21 protein-coding genes are annotated in these 24,343 nt (G+C 72.8%); 2 read left to right on the top strand and 19 right to left on the bottom strand.

Annotated elements, in window-relative coordinates:
• Positions 1-4: 4 nt before the first annotated feature.
• From AAH991_RS25725 to pyrR, 16 genes are all read right to left on the bottom strand, one after another.
• Positions 5-1,672 carry a hypothetical protein gene (locus tag AAH991_RS25725; RefSeq protein WP_346228473.1) on the bottom strand — a complete coding sequence of 556 codons (1,668 nt, stop codon included), beginning with the start codon at positions 1,670-1,672 and terminating at the stop codon, positions 5-7.
• A 40-nt stretch (positions 1,673-1,712) separates the two neighbouring features.
• A complete protein-coding gene (locus AAH991_RS25720; protein WP_428834028.1) occupies positions 1,713-4,505 on the bottom strand; it encodes a primosomal protein N' in 2,793 nt (930 codons plus the stop codon).
• 206 nt (positions 4,506-4,711) lie between these two features.
• Positions 4,712-5,899, bottom strand: a complete 1,188-nt coding sequence (gene metK / locus AAH991_RS25715) for a methionine adenosyltransferase (RefSeq protein ID WP_346228472.1) — start codon at positions 5,897-5,899, stop codon at positions 4,712-4,714.
• Between the two features lie 187 nt (positions 5,900-6,086).
• Positions 6,087-6,455: a hypothetical protein gene (locus AAH991_RS25710; protein WP_169978572.1), complete on the bottom strand. Its 369-nt coding sequence runs from the start codon at positions 6,453-6,455 to the stop codon at positions 6,087-6,089.
• 69 nt (positions 6,456-6,524) lie between these two features.
• Complete coding sequence (gene coaBC / locus AAH991_RS25705) at positions 6,525-7,823, bottom strand: bifunctional phosphopantothenoylcysteine decarboxylase/phosphopantothenate--cysteine ligase CoaBC (RefSeq protein ID WP_346228471.1); 1,299 nt, start codon at positions 7,821-7,823, stop codon at positions 6,525-6,527.
• Positions 7,824-7,839: 16 nt separating this feature from the next.
• Positions 7,840-8,103 carry a DNA-directed RNA polymerase subunit omega gene (gene rpoZ, locus AAH991_RS25700; protein ID WP_169944735.1) on the bottom strand — a complete coding sequence of 88 codons (264 nt, stop codon included), beginning with the start codon at positions 8,101-8,103 and terminating at the stop codon, positions 7,840-7,842.
• A gap of 13 nt (positions 8,104-8,116) precedes the next feature.
• Positions 8,117-8,677 (bottom strand): guanylate kinase, encoded by a 561-nt coding sequence (gene gmk / locus AAH991_RS25695; protein ID WP_346228470.1) that lies wholly within the window; start codon positions 8,675-8,677, stop codon positions 8,117-8,119.
• Between the two features lie 122 nt (positions 8,678-8,799).
• Positions 8,800-9,123, bottom strand: a complete 324-nt coding sequence (mihF, locus tag AAH991_RS25690; protein ID WP_169978578.1) for an integration host factor, actinobacterial type — start codon at positions 9,121-9,123, stop codon at positions 8,800-8,802.
• A gap of 309 nt (positions 9,124-9,432) precedes the next feature.
• Positions 9,433-10,131 (bottom strand): orotidine-5'-phosphate decarboxylase, encoded by a 699-nt coding sequence (gene pyrF / locus AAH991_RS25685; protein WP_346228469.1) that lies wholly within the window; start codon positions 10,129-10,131, stop codon positions 9,433-9,435.
• Positions 10,128-11,102: a dihydroorotate dehydrogenase gene (locus AAH991_RS25680; RefSeq protein WP_346228468.1), complete on the bottom strand. Its 975-nt coding sequence runs from the start codon at positions 11,100-11,102 to the stop codon at positions 10,128-10,130. The genes pyrF and AAH991_RS25680 overlap by 4 nt, the downstream gene beginning before the upstream one ends.
• Before the next feature lie 21 nt (positions 11,103-11,123).
• A complete protein-coding gene (locus AAH991_RS25675) occupies positions 11,124-11,981 on the bottom strand; it encodes a dihydroorotate dehydrogenase electron transfer subunit (RefSeq protein WP_346228467.1) in 858 nt (285 codons plus the stop codon).
• Positions 11,982-12,028: 47 nt separating this feature from the next.
• Positions 12,029-15,307: a carbamoyl-phosphate synthase large subunit gene (gene carB, locus AAH991_RS25670; protein ID WP_346228466.1), complete on the bottom strand. Its 3,279-nt coding sequence runs from the start codon at positions 15,305-15,307 to the stop codon at positions 12,029-12,031.
• Positions 15,300-16,418 (bottom strand): glutamine-hydrolyzing carbamoyl-phosphate synthase small subunit, encoded by a 1,119-nt coding sequence (carA, locus tag AAH991_RS25665; protein ID WP_346228465.1) that lies wholly within the window; start codon positions 16,416-16,418, stop codon positions 15,300-15,302. Before carA ends, carB begins: the two co-directional genes overlap by 8 nt.
• The gene (locus tag AAH991_RS25660; protein WP_346228464.1) at positions 16,415-17,716 is read right to left on the bottom strand and encodes a dihydroorotase; all 1,302 of its coding nucleotides are present in this window, start codon (positions 17,714-17,716) and stop codon (positions 16,415-16,417) included. The genes carA and AAH991_RS25660 overlap by 4 nt, the downstream gene beginning before the upstream one ends.
• Before the next feature lie 29 nt (positions 17,717-17,745).
• Positions 17,746-18,681 carry an aspartate carbamoyltransferase catalytic subunit gene (locus tag AAH991_RS25655; protein ID WP_346228463.1) on the bottom strand — a complete coding sequence of 312 codons (936 nt, stop codon included), beginning with the start codon at positions 18,679-18,681 and terminating at the stop codon, positions 17,746-17,748.
• Positions 18,678-19,235 (bottom strand): bifunctional pyr operon transcriptional regulator/uracil phosphoribosyltransferase PyrR, encoded by a 558-nt coding sequence (gene pyrR / locus AAH991_RS25650; RefSeq protein WP_169978594.1) that lies wholly within the window; start codon positions 19,233-19,235, stop codon positions 18,678-18,680. Before pyrR ends, AAH991_RS25655 begins: the two co-directional genes overlap by 4 nt.
• Before the next feature lie 435 nt (positions 19,236-19,670).
• Here pyrR and bldD point away from each other — a divergent pair, with 435 nt between their 5' ends.
• Both bldD and AAH991_RS25640 read left to right on the top strand, forming a co-directional pair.
• Positions 19,671-20,165, top strand: a complete 495-nt coding sequence (bldD, locus tag AAH991_RS25645) for a transcriptional regulator BldD (RefSeq protein ID WP_030508976.1) — start codon at positions 19,671-19,673, stop codon at positions 20,163-20,165.
• A gap of 122 nt (positions 20,166-20,287) precedes the next feature.
• Positions 20,288-21,532 carry an arginine deiminase gene (locus AAH991_RS25640; RefSeq protein WP_346228462.1) on the top strand — a complete coding sequence of 415 codons (1,245 nt, stop codon included), beginning with the start codon at positions 20,288-20,290 and terminating at the stop codon, positions 21,530-21,532.
• 215 nt (positions 21,533-21,747) lie between these two features.
• Here AAH991_RS25640 and AAH991_RS25635 read toward each other — a convergent pair whose 3' ends face one another.
• From AAH991_RS25635 to AAH991_RS25625, 3 genes are all read right to left on the bottom strand, one after another.
• On the bottom strand, positions 21,748-22,077 hold the full coding sequence (locus AAH991_RS25635; protein WP_346228461.1) for a hypothetical protein: 330 nt from the start codon (positions 22,075-22,077) through the stop codon (positions 21,748-21,750).
• Positions 22,078-22,097: 20 nt separating this feature from the next.
• Complete coding sequence (locus AAH991_RS25630) at positions 22,098-23,747, bottom strand: NACHT domain-containing protein (RefSeq protein ID WP_346228460.1); 1,650 nt, start codon at positions 23,745-23,747, stop codon at positions 22,098-22,100.
• A gap of 255 nt (positions 23,748-24,002) precedes the next feature.
• On the bottom strand, positions 24,003-24,343 hold a 341-nt coding region (locus AAH991_RS25625), incomplete at its 5' end, for an SAV_6107 family HEPN domain-containing protein (protein WP_346228459.1).

The raw sequence follows: 24,343 nt of genomic DNA, 5'->3' as shown, positions 1-24,343 counted from the left end.
GCAGTCACCTGATGCCCCGCGAACGAGCCTTGAAAGCCGCTTTCCGGGCGGCCTTGGCCGCCGCCTGGTCCGCCAGCGTGCTGCCGAGCAGTTCGAGAACCTCGACCACGTCGGGATGGTCCACCCGCCACATGTCCTCGATCAGGTGCGCGGGCGGGCCCGAGGCCGCGATGTTCTCCGCGAAGCCCTCCGGGTCGGCCTCGGCGGCGGGCAGCGCCAGCGCGAGCATGTCGACGCTCACCCACAGGACCTCCTCGGGGGTGAGCGCGGGCGCGTCGAGGCCGCGCGAGGACAGCCAGTGGATGGCGTGCGGGCGGAGCTCGGCGTCGTCCAGGTAGGACCGCACGACCGCCGCCGCCTCCACGCCCAGCCGGTCCACGATGGTCACCGCGACCCCGCGCACCTCCGCCGGGGCTCCGGCCACGGCGGCCAGCAGCTCCGCCGCCGCCTGCTCGGGGGTACGCCGCGACAGCCACTCGGCGATGTCCCGCTCGGCCGCCTCGTCCGCCGTGCCGTCGCCGATGAGGCCGGCGATCAATCCGCTCGCGTCCCCCTCGGCCGGGGCCGGCGCGAGCGGGGCGTCCAGGCCCATGCCGGCGTACAGCTCGCGCAGGCCCCACAGCGCGTGCGGGGTCAGGGCCAGGCCGTCCTCGGTGGGCTGGACCGTTCCCGCGTACGCCAGAGCGCTCAGCGCCTCGTCGAGCCTGCCCACCGGCCGCCCGGCGGCCACCTCGCGCAGGTAGTCGGCGAGCGCGTCCACCGGGACGGGCGACTGCAGCCGGTAGAGCAGGTCGTGGATCTGGGACATCCCCTCGTCCACCACCGCCTCCCCGGTGAACGACCCGCATCTTTCGACGAGGAACTCCAGCGTTTCCCGCCACAGGCCGAGCAGCTCCTCCTCCCCGCGGGAGCTCAGCTCGCGGAACACCTCGCCGGTCGCGACGGCCGTGCCGTCGAGCCGGGCGAGGCCCAGGTCGAGCGCGAGACGCCAGGCCGGCTCGGGACGCTCGACGCCGAGCTCGGCCGTGCACGCGCGCGCGTCCCTGACCCGCAGGGACCGGCGCGTCGTCACCGTCCGGCCGCCCTCCACCAGCCACCCCACCACCCGGTGGGCGTCGCGCAGCAGCGGCACCTCGCGGACGGCGCGCGCCACCTCCTCGCGCGGCGCGAGCCGTACGGGCGGCAGGGGCGCGCATCCGGGGCAGTCGCACTCGCCGCCGTCCGCGGCGCCCTCGGCGGACGCGCCCTGGGCCGCGTCGAGCTCCAGCGAGTCGGGCCCGATGGCGCTGAACAGGCTCTTGGCCATGCCGAACTTGGACGTGTCGGCGAGCGCTCGCGGCATCTCCGGCTCGATGCGGTCGATGGTCTCCCGCATGCGGACGGCCGTCTTGCTGCCGATCTCGCCCGTGTCCAGCAGGAACTCGACCAGTGTCCGCGCCGCGGCGACCGTCTCCGGCGCGCTCTCCGGTGGCGCGATGACCTTGCGCGGATAGATCTCCAGCAGGAGCTCCTCGAAGGTGCCCGGCCGGAAATCACCCAGTTCGTTCACCTCTAGGTAGTCGCTGGCGTAGTCGCACAGCAGACGTACCTCGTCGACGTCGACCTCGACGTTCCGCTCGCGCCCCCAGGCGCGGAGGCCGTCGATGGCCCGGTTCACCCATTCGATCGACACACAGGCACGCTAACGGCTCGCTTAGTGCGAGGCGAATCGGTCAGATGAGGTCGAGAGGATCAATGTTCACACGTACCACGTCCGGCGCCTTGCGCGCGGAGCGCACACCGGAGGCGCCTTTGAGCGCGCGGGCCAGTGCGGATCCGAGGTGACGCGGCACCCGGACCATGGCCCGCTCCGGCCCGCCCTCCACCGGCACCGGCCCCAGGATCTGCGCTCCCGGCGGCAGCACGGCGTCCGCGAGCGTCTCCCTGATCGCCGCCGCCGGCCCCGTCAGCGTCGCCATCCGCACGGCCGGGGGAAAGCCCAGCTCGGCCCGCTCGTCGAGCTCGCGTTCGGAGAAGGTGACGGGATCCCAGCGCAGCAGGGCCTGGACGGCGGGCACCGCGGCGTCGGCCAGGACCACCAGCTCCCCCGCCGGCCGCAGCAGGGCGGCGGCGTTGGTCCAGCGGCGCAGCGCCTCCTCGGCCGCCCGCAGGTCGGGGCGGCCCAGCAGCGCCCATCCGTCGAGCAGCACCGCGGCCGCGTAGCCGCCGTCCGGCACGGGCTCGGCCCCGGGCGTCGCCACCACCAGCGCCGGGGCGCCGCTCACCGTCGCGAGCACGCCGTCGCGCCCGCTGGTGCGGACGGCGACCGACGGGAAGGCCCGGCCCAGCTCCTCGGCGGTGCGCCGCGCGCCGACGATGACGGCCCGTACGCCGGTTCCGCCGCACGACGGGCAGCGCCAGTCGCCCGCGATCCGGCCGCACCAGCGGCAGTACGGCACGGCGTGCCCGCCGCGCAGCGCGAGCGGGCCCGAGCAGACCGGTCCCGTGGCCGGGGACTCCGCCGGCACCGGCTCCGCGAGCATCCTCGCCCTGCCGCCCGCCGGGCCCGTCCCGGCTCCGGCGCCGTGGGCATCGGTGCGGACCTCGGCGCCGCGGACGGCCGGGAGGACACCCGGTCCGCGGCCGGGTCCCGTCCCGTCACGGCCCCGCGCGTCGCCGCCGCGCGCCGCCGCGCCTCCCGGGGCGGCATCCGGCGGCGGGGCCGGGCGCGCCGGTGGCAGCCCGGAGCAGCGCGCCGGGGCGCGGCAGTGCCGGCACGCCAGCGCGGGCAGGTAACCCCTGCGCGGCACCTGGACGAGCACCGGCCCGTGCTCCAGCCCCTCCCGCAGCGCCCGCCAGGCGACGCTGGGCAGGCGGGCGGCCCTGGCCGCCTGGTCGCGGGCCAGCTCCGCGTCGTCGCCCGCCGGGCGCACCCTGGGCGCCCGTGCCCTGACGGCCGCCCGGTCCGGGACGAGCGGGGCGGCCCAGCCCGTCTCGACGAGCGCCGTGGCCTCCGCCGTACGCGCGTAGCCGCCGACCAGCAGGCCCGCACCGGCCTGGTGGGCGCGCAGGCCGAGCACCTCCCGGGTGTGCGGATAGGGCGCGTGGCGCTCGGCGTGCAGGTCGTCGCCGTCGTCCCACACGACCGCCAGCCCCAGCCGGGCCACCGGCGCGTAGGCCGCGGGGCGGTTGCCCACCACGATCCCGACCTCGCCGCGCAGCGCCTTGAGCCAGCGCCGGTAGCGCTCGGCGGGCCCGAGGTCCGCCGTGATCGCCACGTGCGGCGTCTCGCCCAGGGCCGCGGTCACCAGCGCCACGTCCTTGCCGTCGGGCACCGCCACGACGACGCCCCGGCCGCCGTCGAGGGTCGCCCGCGCGGCGGCCGCGATGGCGTGCGGCCACGACGGCCCGCCGGCGTCCGTGCCGGGCAGTGCCGTCCACACGGCGCGCGGCGCCCTGCCCTCGGCCAGCGCCTCCAGGAAGGACGCGCCCGCGGGGTAGGCCCTCCAGGCGTCACCGTACGCCCGCGCCGCCCGCCGTCCCGCCGTCCCGCCCGGCGTGCCCTCCCCTGTCACGGCCTCGCGCGCCGTGTCGTCCGGGGCCGTGTCGTCCGGCGCCGCGCCCTCGTGTGCCCCCTCCGCGCGGGCCCCGTCCGTGCGCGCCGTACCCGCCCCGGCCGTCTCCTTCCGCACCGTGTCGTCCGGCACCGTGTCGTCCGGGGCCGTGTCGTCCGGGGCCGTGTCGTCCGGCGCCGCGCCCTCGCGGGCGCGAGCCGTGCCCGCGTCCGCGGTGTCCGCCCGGATCGCGTCCCCGTGGGTCGTGCGCGCGTGCGCCGTGTCTTCCTGAACCGGCTCCTGCCCCGCGATCTCCCCGCCCTCGGCGGAGGGTGCGCCGCCGGTGTCCGGCGTCGCGCGGACGCGCTGCGCGGCGGGCGCCGGAACCTCCCCGCCGGCGGACTCCGCCCGGCGGGCGGGAGCCTTCGCCTCGGACTCGACCCGGGCGTGACGCGGCGGAACGGCCAGCCGCAGGATGTCCGGCATGGTCCCGGCGTACCGGTCCGCCACGGCGCGGGCCAGCCGGGCGATGTCGGCGGTGAGGACGGGCTCCGGGGAGATCACCCGTTCCAGGAAGGACAACCTGCCCGTGTGCTCGCTGTCGGCCAGCCGCTCGAGGAGATAGCCGTCGGCGAGCTGCCCGGCGAAGCGGACGCGCACCCGGCAGCCGGGCACCGCCTCGGCGTCCAAGGTGGAGGGGACGAGGTAGTCGAAGGGCCGGTCGAGGTGCGGCAGCGGCGTGTCCACCACGACCCGGGCGACGGGCAGTTCCTGCGCCGCCTCGCGCGCGCCCTTGGCCGCGCCCGTCCGCGTCCCACCCGCGCCTCCCCGCTGCCGCTCGGCACTACCCCGCTGCCGCTCGCTGTCTCCCCGCTGCCGCTCCGCACTACCCCGCTGCCGCTCGATGGCGGCGGCGGGGGGTACCGGGAGGAGCGCCTCCTGCGGGTGCGGAACGGGGGTCGGCTCGGTCACTCCTACGTCCTACCAGACCCGGCGCGCCGCAATCGCACGTACGCCCGCCGCCTGTGGACGGCCCGCACCGACGGCCCGCACCGACGGCCCGCACCGACGGCCCGGACCGACGGCCCGGACCGGCGGCGCGCACACGCGAGCGGCGCCCGCCGCAAGGGCGGGCGCCGCCTGGGGCGACAGTGGTCGCCGTACGCGTCAGGAGCGGGTCACAGACCGGCGGCCGTACGCAGGGCGTCGGCCCGGTCGGTGGACTCCCAGGAGAAGCCCTCACGGCCGAAGTGGCCGTAGGCGGCGGTCTCGGAGTAGATCGGGCGCAGCAGGTCGAGGTCGCGGATGATCGCGGCCGGACGCAGGTCGAACACCTGGAGCACCGCGTCCTGGATCACGTTGACCGGCACCTTCTCGGTGCCGAACGTCTCGACGAACAGGCCGACCGGCTGCGCCTTGCCGATGGCGTAGGCGACCTGGACCTCGCAGCGGTCGGCCAGACCGGCCGCGACGACGTTCTTGGCGACCCAGCGCATGGCGTAGGCGGCCGAGCGGTCGACCTTGGACGGGTCCTTGCCGGAGAACGCGCCGCCGCCGTGGCGGGCCATGCCGCCGTAGGTGTCGATGATGATCTTCCGGCCGGTGAGCCCGGCGTCGCCCATCGGGCCGCCGATCTCGAAACGGCCGGTCGGGTTGACCAGCAGGCGGTAGCCCTCGGTCTCGATGTCCAGGTCGGCCAGGATCGGCTCGACCACGTGCTCGCGGATGTCCGGGGTCAGCATCTCCCGCAGGTCGATCTCCGGGGCGTGCTGAGTGGAGACGACCACGGTGTCGAGGCGGACCGGCCGGTCGCCGTCGTACTCGATCGTGACCTGGGTCTTGCCGTCCGGGCGCAGGTAGGGAACCGTGCCGTTCTTGCGGACCTCCGACAGCCGCCGGGCCATCCGGTGCGCGAGCGTGATCGGCAGCGGCATCAGCTCGGGGGTCTCGCGGCAGGCGTAGCCGAACATCAGGCCCTGGTCGCCCGCGCCCTGGCGGTCGAAGTCGTCGGCGCCCTCGCCCTCACGGTGCTCGTAGGCGTCGTCCACGCCCTGCGCGATGTCCGGCGACTGGGCGCCGATGGACACCGACACGCCACAGGAGGCGCCGTCGAAGCCCTTGTGGGAGGCGTCGTACCCGATCTCGAGGATCTTCTCGCGGATCAGGGCGGGGATGTCGACGTAGGTCTCCGTCGTCACCTCGCCGGCGACGTGGACCTGGCCAGTGGTGATCAGCGTCTCGACGGCGACCCGGCTCTTGGGGTCGTCCTTGAGCATGGCGTCGAGAATCGCGTCACTGATCTGGTCGGCGATCTTGTCCGGGTGGCCCTCGGTGACCGACTCGGAGGTGAACAGGCGACGGGACAACTCAGGGCTCCTCATGCAGCGGCTGCTGACGTCCATGAGTGACCGGCGGTAGAGCCCGAGCCCTACCGCGGCCACCCGATGCTCACGCGAGTCTAGCCCTAGGCGCTGCGGAGCGGCGAAGCCGTCCGGGTTCCGGTCACAGGGTCAGCAGTCCGGGAGAAGGCCTGCCACTCCCCCGGACGGCGAGTCAGAGGTCGGGTAAGGGATCTCTGGGCAGGTCACCGGGCGAGAACGCCTCCGCGTCCGCCGCCGCGACCACGGCCGCGTACTCGTCGTCGACCTCCAGGGTCATCCCGCCGATCTCGATCCGGGGGCCCGACCCGAACTCGAGCGGCCCGAGGCGGGTGCGGCGGGGGTATCGGGCCCACACCCCGGACGGCTCGTCCCTGCTGAACATCTTGGTGGACAGCAGAGTGATCGAGCGGTCGGTCACCACGACGAGGAACCCGATCGTGGCGGGGGGCGGCAGGGCCACCGCGGGAAACACGTAGCGGATGTCCTCGCCGGGGCCGAGCATCGCCCGGCAGCGCTCCCTGATCGTGGCCGACACCGGCATGACGATCGCTCCCTCGATGCACGACCTGCGGGGGGCGGGGCGGGCGCCCGCGCCGGCACCACGCGAAGGTCAGGCGAGACGCTGCGCCACCAAGTCCCACACTACGTCGGCGAGATCCTCTTTGGGACCCCTCGGAATGTCCACGGAGCCGCCCTCCGCCGTGAGGACGACGGCCGCGTTGTCCGGCGTGCCGAACGCCAGGTTCTCCCCGACCTGGTTCACCACGAGCAGGTCGCAGCCCTTGCGCCGCAGCTTGGCCCGGCCGTTGGCCAGGACGTCGTCGGTCTCCGCCGCGAACCCCACGATCACCCGGGGACCGGGCCCGCCGGGCGCGGCCTCTTCCGGGGCGCCCGCGCCGTCGCCGGTTCCGGGCCCGCGGCCCGCCGGCGCCTCGTACGCCCCGTCTCCCCCGGCGTACGCCTCCCGCCTGGCCCGGCGGATCTCACCCAGCTCGGCCAGGATGTCCGGATTTTTCACCAGCTGGATCGGGTCGGGCTCGGCGGACGACTTCTTGATCTTGGTGTCGCTCTGCCGTACGGGCCGGAAGTCCGCGACCGCGGCGGCCATCACGACCGCGTCGGCGTGCTCGGCCGCTGCCAGGACCGCGTCGCGCAGCTGCCGCGCCGACTCCACCCGCACGACCTTCGCGCCCGCGGGATCGGGCAGCGTCACATTGGCCGCCACGAGCGTCACTTCCGCGCCCCGGGCGACGGCCGTACGGGCGAGGGCGTACCCCTGCAGCCCGGAGGACCGGTTGCCGATGAAGCGCACGGGGTCGATCGCCTCGCGGGTGCCGCCGGCCGAGACGACGACGTGCCGCCCGGCCAGGTCCTCGCGCCCGCCCGCCAGCACGCGGCGGCACACCTCGAAGATCTCGGCGGGGTCGGGCAGCCGCCCCGGGCCGGTGTCGGCGCCGGTGAGCCTGCCGACGGCGGGCTCGATCACGATCGCGCCGCGCTCGCGCAGGGTCGCCACGTTCGCCCGCGTGGCCGGGTGCTCCCACATCTCGGTGTGCATCGCGGGCGCGAACACCACCGGGCAGCGCGCCGTGAGCAGGGTGTTGGTGAGCAGGTCGTTGGCCATGCCGTGCGCGGCCCTGGCCAGCACGTCCGCCGTCGCCGGGGCCACGACCACCAGATCGGCCGACTGCCCGATGCGCACGTGCGGCACCTCGTGCACCGACTCCCACACCTCGGTGGTCACCGGATTGCCGGACAGCGCCGCCCAGGTCGGCTCGCCGACGAACCGCAGAGCGTCCCGGGTCGGCACGACGCGCACGTCGTGGCCCGACTCGGTGAAAAGGCGGAGCAGCTCGCAGGACTTGTAGACCGCGATGCCGGCGCTCACGCCAAGCACGACAGAGGTCATCGGCTCGAGGCGGTGCTCAGCCCTCGATGGGCTCGGAGGTGAGCAGACCCTCGGAGACCTCGCGCAGGGCGATGGACAGCGGCTTCTCCTGGGCGTGGGTCTCCACGAGGGGCCCCACGTACTCCAGCAGGCCCTCGCCGAGCTGAGAGTAGTAAGCGTTGATCTGGCGCGCCCGCTTCGCACCCATGATCACAAGGCTGTACTTGCTGTCGACGATGTCGAGAAGCGCGTCGATCGGCGGGTTGGTGATGCCTTCCGCGTAGGCGGAGCTGCTTGCCACGTCAGTGATTCCCCTAGCTAGGTGAGTTTCCCATCAAGGCTATCAGCCGGTGGCACACGTCCTTGACGGACGTGTTGACGATCGTGAGGTCGAACTCCTTCTCCGCCGCCAGTTCGATCCGGCCCGCGTCCAGGCGGCGGGCGATCACGTCGGGAGGCTCGGTGCCGCGGCCGCGCAGCCGCCGCTCCAGCTCCTCCCAGCTCGGCGGGGCCAGGAACACCAGCAGGGCCTCGGGCATCGTCGTGCGCACCTGCCTGGCGCCCTGCAGGTCGATCTCCAGCAGGGTGGGGACGCCCGCCGCCAGCCTCTCCAGCACCGGCCGCCTGGGCGTGCCGTACCGGTTGCCGGCGAACTCGGCCCACTCCAGGAGCTCGCCGGAGGCGACGAGCTCGTCGAACTCGTCGTCGGCGGCGAAGAAGTACTCCACGCCGTGCCGCTCCCCCGGGCGGGGCTTCCTGGTTGTCACCGAGACCGACAGCCACACCTCGGGGTGGGACCGCCGGAGCTCGGCGACGACCGTGGACTTCCCCACACCCGACGGACCGGAAAGGACCGTCAGGCGCGGGCGAGGCAAGGAGTCACCGTCGCGTGCCCGGAACTCGCTGGTCGCGACTGCCTCGTGGGCCCGATCTCCAGCGGACCGGGACGTGTCGGTCACTCCGTACCCCCGTGAAACTCGCTCGTACGCCGCCGAGATCAGTTCTCGGCGCCGCCGAACTCGCGCTCCAGGGAGGCGCGCTGGTTGGCGCCGAGACCCCGCACGCGGCGGGATTCGGCGATACCAAGGCGCTCCATGAGCTGCTTGGCGCGGACCTTGCCGACGCCAGGGAGCGACTCCAGCAGAGCCGAGACCTTCATCTTGCCGATGACGTCATCGGTCTGCCCATCCTTCAGCACCTCAGCCAGAGAAACCGCGCCGTGCTTGAGTCGGTTCTTGACCTCGGCACGCTCCTTGCGTGCCTTGGCAGCCTTCTCAAGAGCTGCGGCGCGCTGCTCGGGGGTCAGGGGAGGAAGAGCCACGCCGGGTCACCTCGAATTTCTTGTCGATGTACTCGGACGATGGGGGAAACTAGCTGGTCTTGGCCGTAACGGCAACGTCAAGGGCGGGTTCTGCGACGACAAAATTGATTTTACTACTTTTGGTATTCGAAAAGTTACTCTTCGTAGATCAAAACCGCCTCAGCAGGACCGGAACCGGATGACGCTTGGTGACGGGCGCATGAGACGTTCACGCGCCGGGAAGGGGCCGGGAACGGACCGCGAACGGCCGGGCGCGGTCGCCTCCCGGCGGCTTCGCGGCTCCGGCCGGACACGCCCCCGGACGAGCGCTCAGGGGCTGACGCGGCGCAGCGCGGCGGCGATCCCGGCGGCCGCCGCGCCGGGGTCGGGGGCCCCCGTGATGGGCCGCCCGATCACGAGGAGGTCGGCCCCCTGGGCGATCGCCTCCTCCGGGGTGGCCACCCGCGCCTGGTCCTGGGTGTCGGCGCCGGCGAGCCGCACGCCCGGCGTGATGAGCGTCACGTCGGGGCCGACCTCCGCGCGTACGGCGGCCACCTCCCGGGGGGAGCAGACGAGAGCCTGGGCGCCCGCCCCGACGGCCACGGCGGCCATACGGCGCACGACGTCCTCCGGGGGTCCCTGGATGCCGATTCCGGCGAGATCGGCCTCGGAAAGGGACGTCAGGAGCGTCACGGCCGCGATCTGGGTGCCGGGCGCCGCCTCGACGGCCGCCCTGACCATCGCGGGCCCTCCCGCGGCGTGCACGGTGAGGTACGTCGGCTTGAGCCGCGCGACCGCGCGGGCGGCGGCGCCGACCGTGTTCGGGATGTCGTGCAGCTTGAGGTCCAGGAAGACCCGCACGCCGCTGGCGCCGCGCACCGAGGCGATCACGTCGGGCCCGTACCGCAGGTAGAGCTCCAGGCCGACCTTCACCGTGGAGACGTGCGGGGTGACCAGGCCGGCCCAGCGGGCCGCGGTCTCCAGGTCGGGCGCGTCCAGGGCTACGGCGATGGGAGCGGGCGTGGTCAAAGCGAACTCTCCTCGAGATCTGATCGCGTTCGTGGTTGCGCGCCCGCCGGCCGGTGGGCCAGGCCCACCGCGTCGGCGAGCCGGTCGAACCCGCGCGCCTGCAGAAGCTCCTCGAGCTCTCTCAGGACGCGCGGGCAGGCGTAGGGGTCGTGGAACAGGGCCGTGCCCACCGCGACGGCACAGGCGCCCGCCAGGACGAGCTCAAGGGCGTCCCTGCCGGTCGCCACGCCGCCCATGCCCACGATGGGCACCCCGGGCAGCGCCGCGTGGACCTGCCAGACGCAGCGCACGGCCAGGGGCCGTACGGCGGGGCCCGACAGGCCCCCGGTCCCGGCGGCGAGCGCGGGACGCATCGTGTCCACGTCGATGCTCATCCCGACCGGGTTGTTGATCATCGCGAGGGCGTCGGCGCCGCCGTCCACGCACGCCCGCGCGACCGCGACGATGTCCGCCACGTCCGGGGACAGCTTGGCGATGACCGGCACCTCGTACGGCGTGGCCGCGCGCACCGAGGCCACGACCTCCGCCGCGGCGGACCCGTCGCGGGCGAACACCCTGCCGCGGTCCTCGACGTTCGGGCACGACAGGTTGATCTCCACGGCGGTGATGCCCTCGGCCCCGGCCAGGCGCCGCGCCAGCGCGGTGTACTCGGTCACGGTGCCGCCCCCGATCGACACCACCGTGCGGGCCCCGCGCTCGGCCAGCCAGGGCAGCTCGCGCTCCAGGAACGCCTCGACGCCCGGGCCCTGCAGTCCCACGGCGTTCAGCAGCCCCGAGGGGGTCTCGGCCATCCGCGGCGTCGGCCGTCCCGCGCGGGGGGCCATGGTGATCGACCTGGTGACGAACGCGCCCAGCCGGTGGACGTCGGAGAAGTGGGCCAGCTCGCGGCCGGTCCCGCCGCAGCCGGAGGCGGTCAGGACCGGGTTGGGCAGCTCCACGTGCGCCAGGTAGGTCCGGAGGTCGGTCGTCACCGCCGGCCCTCCCGTCCCGGCTCAGGCATGCCGCCCGCCGGGCGCGCCCAGCGCGTCGAAGGGGATCGTCCCGACGTCGTCGAACCGCACCCGCTCGCCCCGGAACACCGGCCCCTCGGTGCAGGCGCGGACCATGCGGGTCACGCCGTCGTCTCCGATGACGGGCACGACGCACGTCATGCAGACGCCGATGCCGCACGCCATGGACTCCTCCACGGCCACCTGCACGGGGATGCCGAACTGGGCGGCGACCGCCGTGACGCCGCGCAGCGTCGCCATGGGCCCGCACGCGTAGACCGCGTCGGCCCGCGCGTCGGCGATCACCCCGGGCAGCACGTCGGTCACCGTGCCGCGCATGCCGAGCGAGCCGTCCTCGGTCGTCAGCGTGGTCGTCTCGCCCATGCGCCGCGCCCGCAGCGCGCCGAAGACCCGGTCGGCCGACTGCGCGCCCAGCACGAAGTCGACGCGGCAGCCCCGCTGCTGCAGCGCGTCCCCCAGCGCGAACAGCGCCGCCGAGCCGTGCTCGTCGCCGACCAGTACGCAGGTGCAGGGGTCGCGCGGCAGGGGGAAGGGGCGGCCGAGCGGTCCGACCAGGTCGAGCGTGTCGCGCGCTTTGCGGTCGGCGAGCCAGGCCGTCCCCGCGCCGCGCACGCCGAAGACGAGCTCCACCGTGCCACCGTAGTCCGGCTTGACGTCGTGGACGGCGAAGGCCCGCCGGGTGAGCATCGAGGAGTCGCGGCCTCCGACGGCGACCGTGACGAAGTGGCCGGGCCGGAACCGGTCGGCGATGCCCGGGGCGACGACGGTGAGCGCATGGTAGGCGTCCACCCGGCGCGTCGTCAGCACCGTGCCCGTGACCTGAACCGGACTACCGGCCACTCTCCGCTCCTTGTTCGTGGCGCTCGCTCCGCTCGCGCGGCTCCGCGCTAGTCTCGCAGCCTCCTGGCGTGTTCCTGCAGGGAACGCACGTCGATGTCGCCCCTGACGATGTGCTGGATGCCCTGGACGGCGGCGGCCAGGCCCTGGACGGTCGTGATGCAGGCGATGCCGCGGTTGACGGCGGCGGTGCGGATCTCGTACCCGTCCAGGCGCGGCCCGGACTGGCCGGGGCTGCCGAACGGCGTGTTCACGATGAGGTCCACCTCCCCGTCGAGGATGCGCCGCACGATCGTCGGCTCGCCCTCGGGACCGGCGCCGTCGCTGTGCTTGCGCACGATCTTGGCATGGACGCCGTTGCGGCGCAGCACCTCGGCGGTGCCCTCCGTGGCCAGGATCTCGAAGCCCAGATCCGCCAACGCCTTCACGGGGAAGATCATGGCCCGCTTGTCCTTGTTGGCGACCGAGACGAACGCCCGGCCCTTGGTGGGCAGCGCGCCGTAGGCCGCCGACTGCGACTTGGCGAAGGCCGTGCCGAAGAACTCGTCGATGCCCATGACCTCTCCGGTCGAGCGCATCTCCGGCCCGAGCACGGTGTCCACGCCGCGGAACCGGTTGAACGGCAGCACCGCCTCCTTGACCGCGACCGGCGCGTCCAGCGGCAGCGTGCCGCCGTCGTAGCCGGCCGGCAGCATGCCCTCGGCGCGCAGCTCGGCGATCGTCGCGCCCATCATCAGCCGCGCCGCCGCCTTGGCCAGCGGCACCGCCGTGGCCTTGGACACGAACGGCACCGTACGGCTGGCCCTGGGGTTGGCCTCCAGGACGTACAGCACGTTGGAGGCCATCGCGTACTGGACGTTCAGCAGGCCGCGCACGCCCACGCCGCGGGCGATGCCCTCGGTGGCCGCGCGGATCCGCTTGATGTCGAAGCCGCCCAGCGTGATCGGCGGCAGGGCGCAGGCCGAGTCGCCGGAGTGGATGCCGGCCTCCTCGATGTGCTCCATGACGCCGCCGAGGTAGAGCTCCTCGCCGTCGAACAGCGCGTCCACGTCGATCTCGATGGCGTCGTCGAGGAACCGGTCGATCAGCACCGGGTGCTCGGAGGCCGCCTTGGCCATGTACGCCCCGAGGGTGTCCTCGTCGTACACGATGGCCATGCCGGCCCCGCCGAGCACGTACGACGGCCGGACGAGCACCGGGTAGCCGATCTCCTCGGCGACGGCCTTCGCCTCGTCCACCGTCGTCGCGGTGCCGTGCTTGGGCGCGGGCAGCCCGGCCTCGGCGAGGACCCGGCCGAACGCGCCCCGGTCCTCGGCGAGGTGGATCGACTCGGGCGAGGTGCCCACGATGGGCACTCCGGCGTCCTTGAGCGCCTGGGCGAGCCCGAGCGGCGTCTGGCCGCCGAGCTGCACGATGACGCCGGCCACCGGCCCGGTCTCCTGCTCGGCGTGCACGACCTCAAGGACGTCCTCCAGCGTGAGCGGCTCGAAGTAGAGCCGGCCGGAGGTGTCGTAGTCGGTCGAGACGGTCTCGGGGTTGCAGTTGACCATCACGGTCTCGTAGCCGGCCTTGGCCAGCTCGAACGACGCGTGCACGCAGGCGTAGTCGAACTCGATGCCCTGGCCGATGCGGTTGGGCCCGCTGCCCAGGATGATCACCTTGGGCCGGTCCCCCACCGGCACCTCGGTCTCCTCGTCGTACGTCGAGTAGAGGTACGGAGTGCGCGCGGCGAACTCGGCGGCGCAGGTGTCCACGGTGTTGTAGACGGGCCGCAGGCCGAGCTCGTGGCGCGTGGCCCGCACCTCGGCCTCCGGCACGCCCAGGATCTCGGCGATCTGCGCGTCGCTGAACCCGTGCCGCTTGGCCAGCTCCAGCGTGGGCCGGTCGAGCGCGGTGATCGACCGGGCGACCTCGTCGATCGCGAAGAGCTGGTCGACGAACCACGGGTCCACCTTCGTGGCCTCGTGGACCTGCTCGGGGGTGGCGCCCGCCCTGATGGCCTGCTGCATCGTGCGCAGCCGTCCGTCGTGCGGCCTGCGGCAGGCCTCCAGGAGCTCGTCCCGGTCGCCGGGCTCGCCCGCCCAGCTGAACGACGACCCCTTCTTCTCCAGCGACCGCAGCGCCTTCTGCAGCGCCTCGGGGAAGGAGCGCCCGATCGCCATCGCCTCGCCGACCGACTTCATGTGGGTGGTCAGCGTCTCGTCGGCCCCGGCGAACTTCTCGAACGCGAACCTGGGCACCTTGACCACGATGTAGTCGAGCGACGGCTCGAACGACGCCGGGGTCTCCTTGGTGATGTCGTTGGGGACCTCGTCGAGGGTGTACCCGATCGCGAGCTTGGCGGCGATCTTGGCGATCGGGAAACCGGTGGCCTTGGACGCCAGCGCCGACGACCGCGACACACGCGGGTTCATCTCGATGACGATCATCCGGCCGGTCTCCGGGTCGACCGCGAACTGGATGTTGCAGCCGCCGGTGTCGACGCCGACCTCGCGGATGACCGCGATCGCGACGTCGCGCATGTTCTGGTACTCGCGGTCGGTCAGGGTCAGCGCGGGCGCCACGGTCACGCTGTCGCCGGTGTGCACGCCCATCGGGTCGATGTTCTCGATGGAGCACACGATGACCACGTTGTCGTTGCGGTCCCGCATGACCTCCAGCTCGTACTCCTTCCAGCCGAGGATCGACTCCTCCAGGAGCACCTCGGTGGTCGGGGACGCGTCGAGGCCGGCGCCCGCGATGCGGCGCAGCTCCTGCTCGTCGTGGGCGAAGCCGGAGCCCGCGCCGCCCATGGTGAAGCTCGGGCGGACGACGACGGGGTAGCCGAGCTCGCCGGCCGCGCGCAGGCACTCGTCCATGGTGTGGCAGATCGCGCTGCGCGCCGACTCGGCGTTGAGGCCGTGCTCGGCGGCCACCTTCGCGACGATCTCCTTGAACCGCTCGCGGTTCTCCCCCGCCTGGATGGCGTCGATGTCGGCGCCGATCAGCTCGACGCCGTACTTGCCGAGCACGCCCGCCTCGTGCAGCGCCACGGCCGTGTTGAGCGCGGTCTGGCCGCCCAGCGTGGGCAGCAGCGCGTCGGGCCGCTCCTTGGCGATGATCTTCTCGACGATGTCCGGCGTGATCGGCTCGACGTAGGTGGCGTCGGCGAACTCCGGGTCCGTCATGATCGTGGCGGGGTTGCTGTTGACCAGGATGACCCGGAATCCCTCGCTGCGCAGGACGCGGCAGGCCTGGGTGCCGGAGTAGTCGAACTCGCACGCCTGTCCGATGACGATCGGGCCGGAGCCGATCACCATGACGGACCTGATGTCCGTACGCTTAGGCACCCTTGGCCCCCTTCTTGTCGTCCATCAGCTGGCAGAACTCGTCGAACAGGTACGCGGCGTCGTGCGGTCCCGCGGCCGCCTCGGGGTGGTACTGCACGCTGAACGCCGGGCGGTCCAGCAGGCGCAGCCCCTCCACGCAGTCGTCGTTGAGGTTGACGTGGCTCACCTCGGCGGCGCCGTACGGCGTCTCGAAGGGCCCGTCCAGCGGCGCGCGCACGGCGAAGCCGTGGTTGTGCGCGGAGATCTCGACCTTGCCGGTCCTGCGGTCCTGCACCGGCTGGTTCACCCCGCGGTGGCCGTACCGCAGCTTGTAGGTGCCGAGACCGAGCGCCCGGCCGAGGATCTGGTTGCCGAAGCAGATGCCGAAGAACGGCACGCTCTCGCCCAGCACCTCGCGCAGGGTCTCGACGGCGTAGCCGGCGGCGGCGGGGTCGCCGGGGCCGTTGGAGAAGAAGACGCCGTCGGGGTCGAGGGCGAGGATGTCGGCCGCCTTGGCGGTCGCGGGCAGCACGTGCACCTCGCAGCCCCGCTCGGACATCCGCTGCGGCGTCATGGCCTTGATGCCGAGGTCGACCGCGGCGACGGTGAAGCGCTTGCGGCCGACGGCCGGCACGACGTACGGCTCGGGCGTGCTGACCTCGCGGGCCAGGTCGGCGCCCTCCATGCCGGGCGCGCGCCGCACCCGCTCGACGAGCTCGGCCACCTCGCCGCCCTCGCTGAAGATGCCCGCGCGCATCGCGCCGCGCTCGCGCAGGTGGCGGGTCAGGGCCCGGGTGCCGGGCATCGCGATGCCGACGACGCCCTGGTCACGCAGGTAGTCGTCGAGCGTCCTGCGGGAGCGCCAGTTCGACGGGATCCGCGACGGCTCCCGCACCACGTAGCCGGCGACCCAGACCCTGCGGGACTCGGGGTCCTCGTCGTTGACGCCGGTGTTGCCGATGTGCGGGGCGGTCATCGCCACGATCTGCCGGTGGTAGGAGGGGTCGGTGAGCGTCTCCTGGTAGCCGGTCATCCCGGTGTTGAAGACCATCTCGCCGAACGTCTCGCCCACGGCGCCGTACGGCGTTCCCTCGAAGACGCGTCCGTCCTCTAGCACGAGCAGGGCTGTCATACGAGCTTCCCTTCGAGAACGGTGGGGCGGCCGCGCAGGAACGTCGCGACGACGCGGCCGGGCAGGGTCAGCCCCTCGTAGGGGGTGTTGCGGCTCTTCGACACCATCGCGGCGGGGTCCACGGGCTGCCGGGCCGACGGGTCGTACAGGGTGACGTTGGCGGGGGCGCCGGGCTCGATCGGGCGGCCGTGCCCGCTCAGGCGGCCGATCCGCGCGGGCCGCGCCGACATGCGGTCGGCGACCCCGGCCCAGTCGAGCAGGCCGGTGTCGACCATGGCCTCCTGGACCACGGACAGGGCGGTCTCCAGACCGATCATGCCCATGGCCGCCGCGGCCCACTCGGTCTCCTTGTCCTCGACCGGATGGGGCGCGTGGTCGGTGGCCACGCAGTCGATCGTGCCGTCGGCCAGCGCCTCGCGCAGCGCCCGCACGTCCTCGGCGGTGCGCAGCGGCGGGTTCACCTTGTAGATCGGGTTGTACGAACCGAGCGGCGAGCTCTCCGCGCAGGAGTCGGTCAGCAGCAGGTGGTGCGGGGTGACCTCGGCGGTCACGTCCCAGCCCTTCGACTTGGCCCAGCGGATGATCTCGACGGAGCCCGCGGTGGAGACGTGGCAGACGTGCAGCCGGGAGCCGACGTGCGCGGCGAGCAGGCAGTCACGCGCGATGATCGCCTCCTCGGCGACCGCCGGCCAGCCGGTCAGGCCGAGCCTGGCCGACACCTCGCCCTCGTTGAGCTGGGCGCCCTCGGTCAGCCTGGGCTCCTGGGCGTGCTGGGCGACGACGCCGTCGAACGCCTTGACGTACTCCAGCGCCCGGCGCATCAGCACGGCGTCGGACACGCACTTGCCGTCGTCGGAGAAGACCCGCACGCGGGCCGCGGAGTCGGCCATCGCGCCGAGCTCGGCGAGCTGGCGGCCCTCCAGGCCGGAGGTCACCGCGCCCACGGGCTGCACGTCGCAGTGGCCGTGCTCCTGGCCGAGCCGCCAGACCTGCTCCACCACGCCGGCGGTGTCGGCCACCGGGGAGGTGTTGGCCATCGCGTGGACGGCGGTGTACCCGCCGCGCGCCGCGGCCTGGGTGCCGGTCTCGACCGTCTCGGCGTCCTCCCGGCCGGGCTCCCGCAGATGGGTGTGCAGGTCCACCAGGCCGGGCAGGGCGACCAGCCCGTCGGCGTCGACCGTCTGGTCGGCCCTCGCGCCCGCGAGGTCGCCGGTCTCCGCCACGACGCCGTCGCGCAGCAGGATGTCGCCCGGGGCGCCGCCCAGGATCCGGGCGCCCCTGATGAGGATGGTGCTCACAGCCGTCCCCTCGTGAAGTTCGTGGGTGCTCATTCGGCGCCTCCGATCGCGGGCTCGGATCCGCCGAGCAGCAGGTAGAGAACGGCCATCCGGACCGTCACGCCGTTGGTGACCTGCTCGACGATCGTCGACCGCGGCGAGTCGGCGACCTCCGCGGAGATCTCCATGCCGCGGTTCATCGGGCCGGGGTGCATGACGACGGCGTCGTCGTGCAGACGGGCGAACCGGTCGCGGTCGAGGCCGTAGCGGCGGCTGTACTCCCGCGCCGAGGGGAAGTAGGCCGCGTTCATCCGTTCGAGCTGGACCCGCAGCATCATCACGACGTCCGACTTGGGCAGCACCGCGTCGAGGTCGTAGGAGATCTGACAGGGCCACGTCCCGACCGCGACCGGCAGCAGGGTCGGCGGCGCGACCAGCGTGACCTCCGCGCCGAGCGTGTGCAGCAGCAGCACGTTGGACCGGGCGACCCGGCTGTGCAGCACGTCGCCCACGATGGCGACCTTCAGGCCCTCGAGCCGGCCCAGCCGGCGGCGGATGCTGAAGGCGTCGAGCAGCGCCTGGGTGGGGTGCTCGTGCGTGCCGTCGCCGGCGTTGACCACGCTGCCGCGCACCCAGTTGGCCAGGCGGTGCGGCGCGCCGGAGGCGCTGTGCCGGATCACCACGGCGTCGGCGCCCATGGCCTCCAGGGTGAGCGCGGTGTCCTTCAGCGACTCGCCCTTGGACACGCTCGACCCCTTGGCCGAGAAATTGATCACATCGGCCGACAGGCGCTTGGCCGCGGCCTCGAACGAGATGCGGGTCCGGGTGGAGTCCTCGAAGAAGAGGTTCACCACCGTGCGGCCGCGCAGCGTCGGCAGCTTCTTGATGGACCGCTGCGAGACCTGGGCCAGTTCCTCGGCCGTGTCGAGGATGAGGAGGGCGTCGTCGCGGGTGAGGTCGCCGGTCGAGATCAGATGACGCTTCATCGGTCGTCCTCCTTGATGAGCACGACCGCGTCGCGCCCGTCCGTCTCCTCCAGGAAGACCTTGACCTTCTCGCTCTTGGACGTCGGCAGGTTCTTGCCGACGTAGTCGGCGCGGATCGGCAGCTCCCGGTGGCCGCGGTCGACGAGCGTGGCGAGCTGGACGGCCCTGGGCCTGCCCACGTCGTTCAGCGCGTCGAGCGCGGCGCGCACGGTGCGGCCGGAGTAGAGGACGTCGTCCACCAGGACGACGGTCCTGCCGTCCACGCCGTCCGGGGGCAGTTCGGTGCGGCCGAGCGGGCGCGCGGGCCGCAGGCGCAGATCGTCGCGGTACATCGTGACGTCGATGGCGCCGACGGGGACCTTGATCCCCTCGAACTGCGCGATGCGCCCGGCGATGCGCTGCGCGAGGGTGGCGCCGCGGGTGGGGATGCCGATCAGGACGACGCTCTCCGCGCCCCTGGTCCGTTCGAGGATCTCGTGTGCGATCCGGGTGAGCGCCCGGTGGATGTCGGGCCCCTCCAGGACGGCGCGGGCCGGATTTCGGGCATCAGACATGAAAAAGTCACCGCCTTTCCCGCCTCACAGGACGGGTCTTAAAGGGTGTTCGGTCTGCTTAGAGTATCAGGGCCGTCTGCGAACCCCCCTCCCGCCAGGGGTGATGCACCCCCGGGGGAGCTCGCCGGCGGCGCGGGGAGGACGCGACGGGAGACGCGCCGGTGACGCATCGGGGATCGGAAGCCGCATGGCGCCGGGTGTCGGGGATTTCGGGGAGAGCACTGTTTGACGCTCTTTTTTCCAATCAGCTTGACCTTTGGGAGTGTCGGCTTTACCGTCACTGTCCGTAACCACAACACGCGACCTTCCTGGGTAAAACCCGACGCAGCGGTCACCGAAGGTGCCGGTCTCGGCCACCAGCCCCGGTGTTCGGAACGCTTAGGACAAGGACGCACAATCAAGTGAGAAGAGACATAGAAAGCCGGGGGCCACACGATGCCGTCTGACTACGCCAAGTCGCTGGGCGCGCGCCTGCGCGCCATCCGGACCCAGCAGGGGCTGTCCCTGCACGGTGTGGAAGAGAAGTCCCGCGGACGGTGGAAGGCCGTCGTCGTGGGCTCCTATGAGCGGGGCGACCGCGCGGTGACCGTGCAGAAGCTCGCCGAGCTCGCGGATTTCTACGGAGTGCCGGTGTCGGAGCTTCTTCCCGGCGGAGCCGCGCCCAGCCCGCTCGCGCCCGCGCCCAAGCTGGTCATCGACCTGGAGCGTCTGTCGCAGTTGCCGAAGGACAAGGCCGGCCCGCTGGCGCGTTACGCCGCGACGATCCAGAGCCAGCGTGGCGACTACAACGGCAAGGTGCTGTCCATCCGGCAGGAGGATTTGCGCTCGCTCGCGGTCATCTACGACAAGTCGCCGGTCGAGCTGACCGAGGAGTTCATCCACTGGGGCGTGCTCGACGCGGAGGCCCGCCGCGCCGTCGAGTCCTTCTGACCTCCCGTCTTGGCCCGTACGCGGCTCCCCGTGCCCGCCCTCTCGGCGTAGTCACGGGCGGCGTCTCCGCATCGGGGAGCCGTCGGTACGAGTGATTCCTGTCACGCGGGGATAGGCAGGACATGACGTTTCACGTGGGCTCCGAGGTGGGCAGGCTTCGCCGCGTCCTGGTCGACATTCCCGAACTCGCGCTCAAGCGGCTCACCCCGGGCAACAAGGACGGCCTGCTGTTCGACGACGTGCTCTGGGTGCAGCGCGCGCTGGAGGAGCACCGGGAGTGGTGCGAGGTGCTCGCCGGACGCGGCGTCGCGGTGCACCACCTCGGTGACCTCCTGCGCGAGGTGATCGAGATCCCCGACGCGCGCAAGCACATCCTCGACGGCAGCGTCGACGAGCACTGGTTCGGCCCGCTGGCCGCCGACGCGATCCGCAACACGCTCGATTCCCTCGACGCCGACGCGCTCGCACCGCTGCTGACCGGCGGGATCACCAAACGCGAGATCATGGAGCTGGGCTGCGACCCGGGCTCCATCACCTTCCACACGCTCGCGATGGACGACTTCGTCCTCCCGCCGCTGCCCAACCACCTGTTCGCCCGCGACACCTCCTGCTGGGTGTACGACGGGGTGTCGATCAACGCGATGCGCAAGAAGGCGCGCAGGCGGGAGACCGTCAACTACGAGGCCGTCTATCGCTGGCATCCGCTGTTCGCCGCGGGTTACGGCAATCCCGACGACGGCGGGTTCAACGTCTGGTACGAGGGCGTGCGCATGGCCCCGGCCACCATCGAGGGCGGCGACGTGCTGGTGCTCGGCGACGGCGTCGTGCTCGTCGGGGTGAGCGAGCGCACCCAGCCGCAGGCGGTCGAGATGCTGGCCACCAACCTGTTCCGGGCGGGGTCGGCGACCCGCATCGTGGCGCTCGACCTGCCCAAGACCCGCGCGTTCATGCACCTCGACACCGTGATGACCAACGTCGACGTGGGCGTGTTCACCAAGTACGCCGGGCTCGGCATGCTCCCCTCGTACACCGTGGAGCCGGGCGACACCGACAAGGAGCTGAAGGTCACCGACCACCCGCCGGAGGACATGCACAAGGCGATCGCGCGGGCCCTCGGCCTGGACGACATCAAGGTCCTCACGCCGACGCAGGATGTGCACGCGGCCGAGCGCGAGCAGTGGGACGACGGCTGCAACGTGCTGGCGCTGGAGCCGGGTGTGGTGGTCGCCTACGAACGCAACACCACGACCAACAACCACCTGCGCAGGCATGGCATCGAGGTCATCACGATCCGCGGCAGCGAACTCGGCCGCGGACGCGGCGGCCCCCGCTGCATGAGCTGCCCGCTGGAGCGCGACCCCGTCTGACCACGACCGTCACGCTCGTCCACACGATGGCGGCACCGGGCTCGACACCCACGACGCCCATGCCGCCGCCATCGCGGACATGTCGGTCCGCCCGATCCTCACCCTGCGCGGCGGCAGACGGCGGCAGCCGTCCTCCGCCCCAGGCGGGCCGGGGGGCGGCGCTCATCCGGGTCGCACCCTGACTGTGCACATCGTCCGCACGACGCAGGCGGCGCCTACGGCAGGGAGGTCGCGGCCAGGTGGTCTTGAAGTTCACGATGGCGGAATTGGCAGGCGATGCCGGCGGTTCGCAGCAGCCCGGCGTCGGCGTGGCACCATCGCAGGAAGCGCCCCAGCCGCCAGGGCAACCGACCGCGAGTGACGATCAACAACATGAGGTACCGCGCTACGACAGGCCCCCCGTCAGAGAAGCTCGTGAGCCCGAGCACGAGCCCGAGCGTGAGCCCGAATGCCAGCCCGACCGGATGCTGGGTGAACACCACACCCAGGACCGCCCATCGGAGCCCGGTCCCGAGCCAGCCGGCGAGATCGTTGAGCAGGGGCATGCGGCGATCGATCCCCCTGCTTACACCGGAAGCTTCGAGCCCCTCCAGGAGCCCGGCCGCGAGCCCGAACGCGAGCCCGAACCCGCCCGCGAGCCCGAACCTGGGCGTGAACGCGAGCCCGCCCGCGAGCCCGAACGCCAGCCAAATGGTGAATTCCATCGGCCGCGGCGAGTCTTCAGCTGCGTCAGGTCGATGTTCGCCGGATCAGGCCACGGGTGATCCCTCCATGCCGCGATGAGGCCACCGCCGATTACCAGCAGAACGATCAGCGAGAGCGGCCGGGAGTGGAGAGCGGCGGCCAGCGGTGTGAGCGCCAGCAAGACGACGGCGGCCAGGAGACGGGTCAGAGTGCGAGGGCGATCGCCGGCCAGCGGCCACAGCTCGTGCAACACAAGGTCGGTGCTGGACAGGGATCGACCGGCGACCAGGGGCCGGGTGGCGTTGGAGGTGAGGTAGACGGCCAGTTCGGTCAGCCAGGCGCGGACCCTGTCGGGTCTGTAACCGCGAGGGTTGCGACCGGCTGCGGTGGCAGCCGCGGTGGCGGAGTCGATGAACAGATCCAGCAGGTGGGCGCCGATCTGCTCTGTGGTGCCGTGGCCGGTGGTCAGGTCGGCGGGGTCGCGCAGGTAGGCGCCGGTCGCAGGGTGCCGCTGCTGGTAGACGGTGACCGCCAGGGTCAGCCGCCAGGGGGTGGCCAGCGCCCCGGCGAGCGGGTGGCCGGGGTGGTTGAGGGCGTGCAGCACCGGCTGCCAGCGCGTCAGCTGGTCGGTTCCGGCGGCCGCCTCGATGAACGTTCCGGCCTGGGCGGGAGTGACCGGCCCCAGCTCGATGCGCGCGGCGTCGCGGGCCCACACCTGCCCGGCGGTCAGCGCCTGATACTGGCCGGTGCGGCAGGTCAGCACCAGCCGCGCCTTGTCCCGGCCCTGCTGGTAGCGATTGAGGACCCGCAGCGCCCGGCCGGCCCGTGAACCGTAGCCGGGCTCATCCGCGGAGTCCATCTCGTCCAGCCCATCGATGACCGCGATGACCTGATAGGCCTCCACCAGCGCCACGGCCGCCCGCTCTTGCATCTGAAAGGTCCGCATCAAGTGAGCGACCAGCCACGACTGCATTCCGTCGTCGGGATTCCAGCCGGCCGCCGAGATCCGCACCGGCACCGGCCCGCCGGGCTTGCGGCGCTCCAGCATTCCGAGGATGAGCTCGACCGCCAGGACTGTCTTCCCGGCCCCGGGTGGGCCCGTGATGACCAGTCGCTGCGGGCACAGGTCGCCGAAATAGCCGGTTACGTCGGCCAGGGCGCCATGAGGCATTGCACCACGCGCGTTGTGCGCGGGCGCGGGCCGCGGCGTGAAAGCCACATCGATCGTCCGCCCCGCGTCTCCCAGCAACTGGTCTCGTTGCCGAGTCTCGGCGACCAGCACCGCCTGGGCGAGCCGGTCGGCCCAGGCCACAGTGTCGGTATCGCCGACACGCTGCGCCTGGGCGGATTGCCACCCCGCCCATACCGCCAGGGCCAGCGCGACCAGCCCTACCACCAGACTGGCGGGATCGACGTCGCCGAACTCGAACTTCGCCGTCTGCACGCCGCGCCACAGCACCAGGCCGGCCACGATCAGTAACAGGACACACGCGCCCGCCGAGAAACGGCCGCGCCAACGATCCCCTCCCATACCCGCCATCATCCACACCCGCCCACTACCGGGACCCGGGATGCGATCCAATAGCAACGACGTGAGGGCGGACATGGTCGCCGTGCGGGCGTACCCCGCGCCGCCTCCGGCATCGTCGATCAGACGAGGAAATCAGCCGGTTCCGCAGACGGGCCGGGCAAGTACGCGAACGTCGGCGGTCGCGTCTGCGGCGCCAGAACCGCCGGCCCACCGGTGGGTCCGGTCACGGTCCGGCTCACAGCCCAGGACGCGGCGTCAGCCGGCCATGGGCAGGGTGGGACGGCCGGGCAGGCCGAGGATCGACTCGACCTCGCCGACGAACCTGTCCGCCTCCGCTATGATCTCTTCCGCGTCGTTCTGCGTGACGGCGCGGACCATGCCGGCTTCGGCCGCCGCACGCTTGGTCGCGCTCACCGCGAAGTAGGCCGCCCAGTCCGCGAGCTTGGGCTCGGCCTCCGGCAGCAGCTCCCAGGCGCTGCGCAGGCGCCGCCTGCGGCCGTCCATCGGCCGCGGACGCGCCGCGAGGATCCCGGCGGCCGCGCGGAGGGCCGCCAGGTGGGCCGACACGTAGCGGTCCGCGGGGGTGGGCCCGACGG

This window comes from Microbispora sp. ZYX-F-249, from assembly GCF_039649665.1.
Lineage (GTDB): Bacteria > Actinomycetota > Actinomycetes > Streptosporangiales > Streptosporangiaceae > Microbispora > Microbispora maris.
The sequence above is the reverse complement of the archived record's forward strand: the minus strand, read 5'-3'. Positions and strand labels throughout refer to the sequence as shown.

What these genes read in the sequence shown, in the direction of transcription:
- carA (WP_346228465.1), bottom strand. Translation starts at nt 16,418, where the DNA reads ATGACAGCCCTGCTCGTGCTAGAGGACGGACGCGTCTTCGAGGGAACG.
- AAH991_RS25630 (WP_346228460.1), bottom strand. Translation starts at nt 23,747, where the DNA reads ATGGGAGGGGATCGTTGGCGCGGCCGTTTCTCGGCGGGCGCGTGTGTC.
- AAH991_RS25710 (WP_169978572.1), bottom strand. Translation starts at nt 6,455, where the DNA reads ATGCCGGTGTCGGCCACGATCAGGGAGCGCTGCCGGGCGATGCTCGGC.
- AAH991_RS25640 (WP_346228462.1), top strand. Translation starts at nt 20,288, where the DNA reads ATGACGTTTCACGTGGGCTCCGAGGTGGGCAGGCTTCGCCGCGTCCTG.
- AAH991_RS25655 (WP_346228463.1), bottom strand. Translation starts at nt 18,681, where the DNA reads ATGAAGCGTCATCTGATCTCGACCGGCGACCTCACCCGCGACGACGCC.
- bldD (WP_030508976.1), top strand. Translation starts at nt 19,671, where the DNA reads ATGCCGTCTGACTACGCCAAGTCGCTGGGCGCGCGCCTGCGCGCCATC.
- coaBC (WP_346228471.1), bottom strand. Translation starts at nt 7,823, where the DNA reads ATGACCTCTGTCGTGCTTGGCGTGAGCGCCGGCATCGCGGTCTACAAG.
- AAH991_RS25635 (WP_346228461.1), bottom strand. Translation starts at nt 22,077, where the DNA reads ATGCCCCTGCTCAACGATCTCGCCGGCTGGCTCGGGACCGGGCTCCGA.
- pyrR (WP_169978594.1), bottom strand. Translation starts at nt 19,235, where the DNA reads ATGTCTGATGCCCGAAATCCGGCCCGCGCCGTCCTGGAGGGGCCCGAC.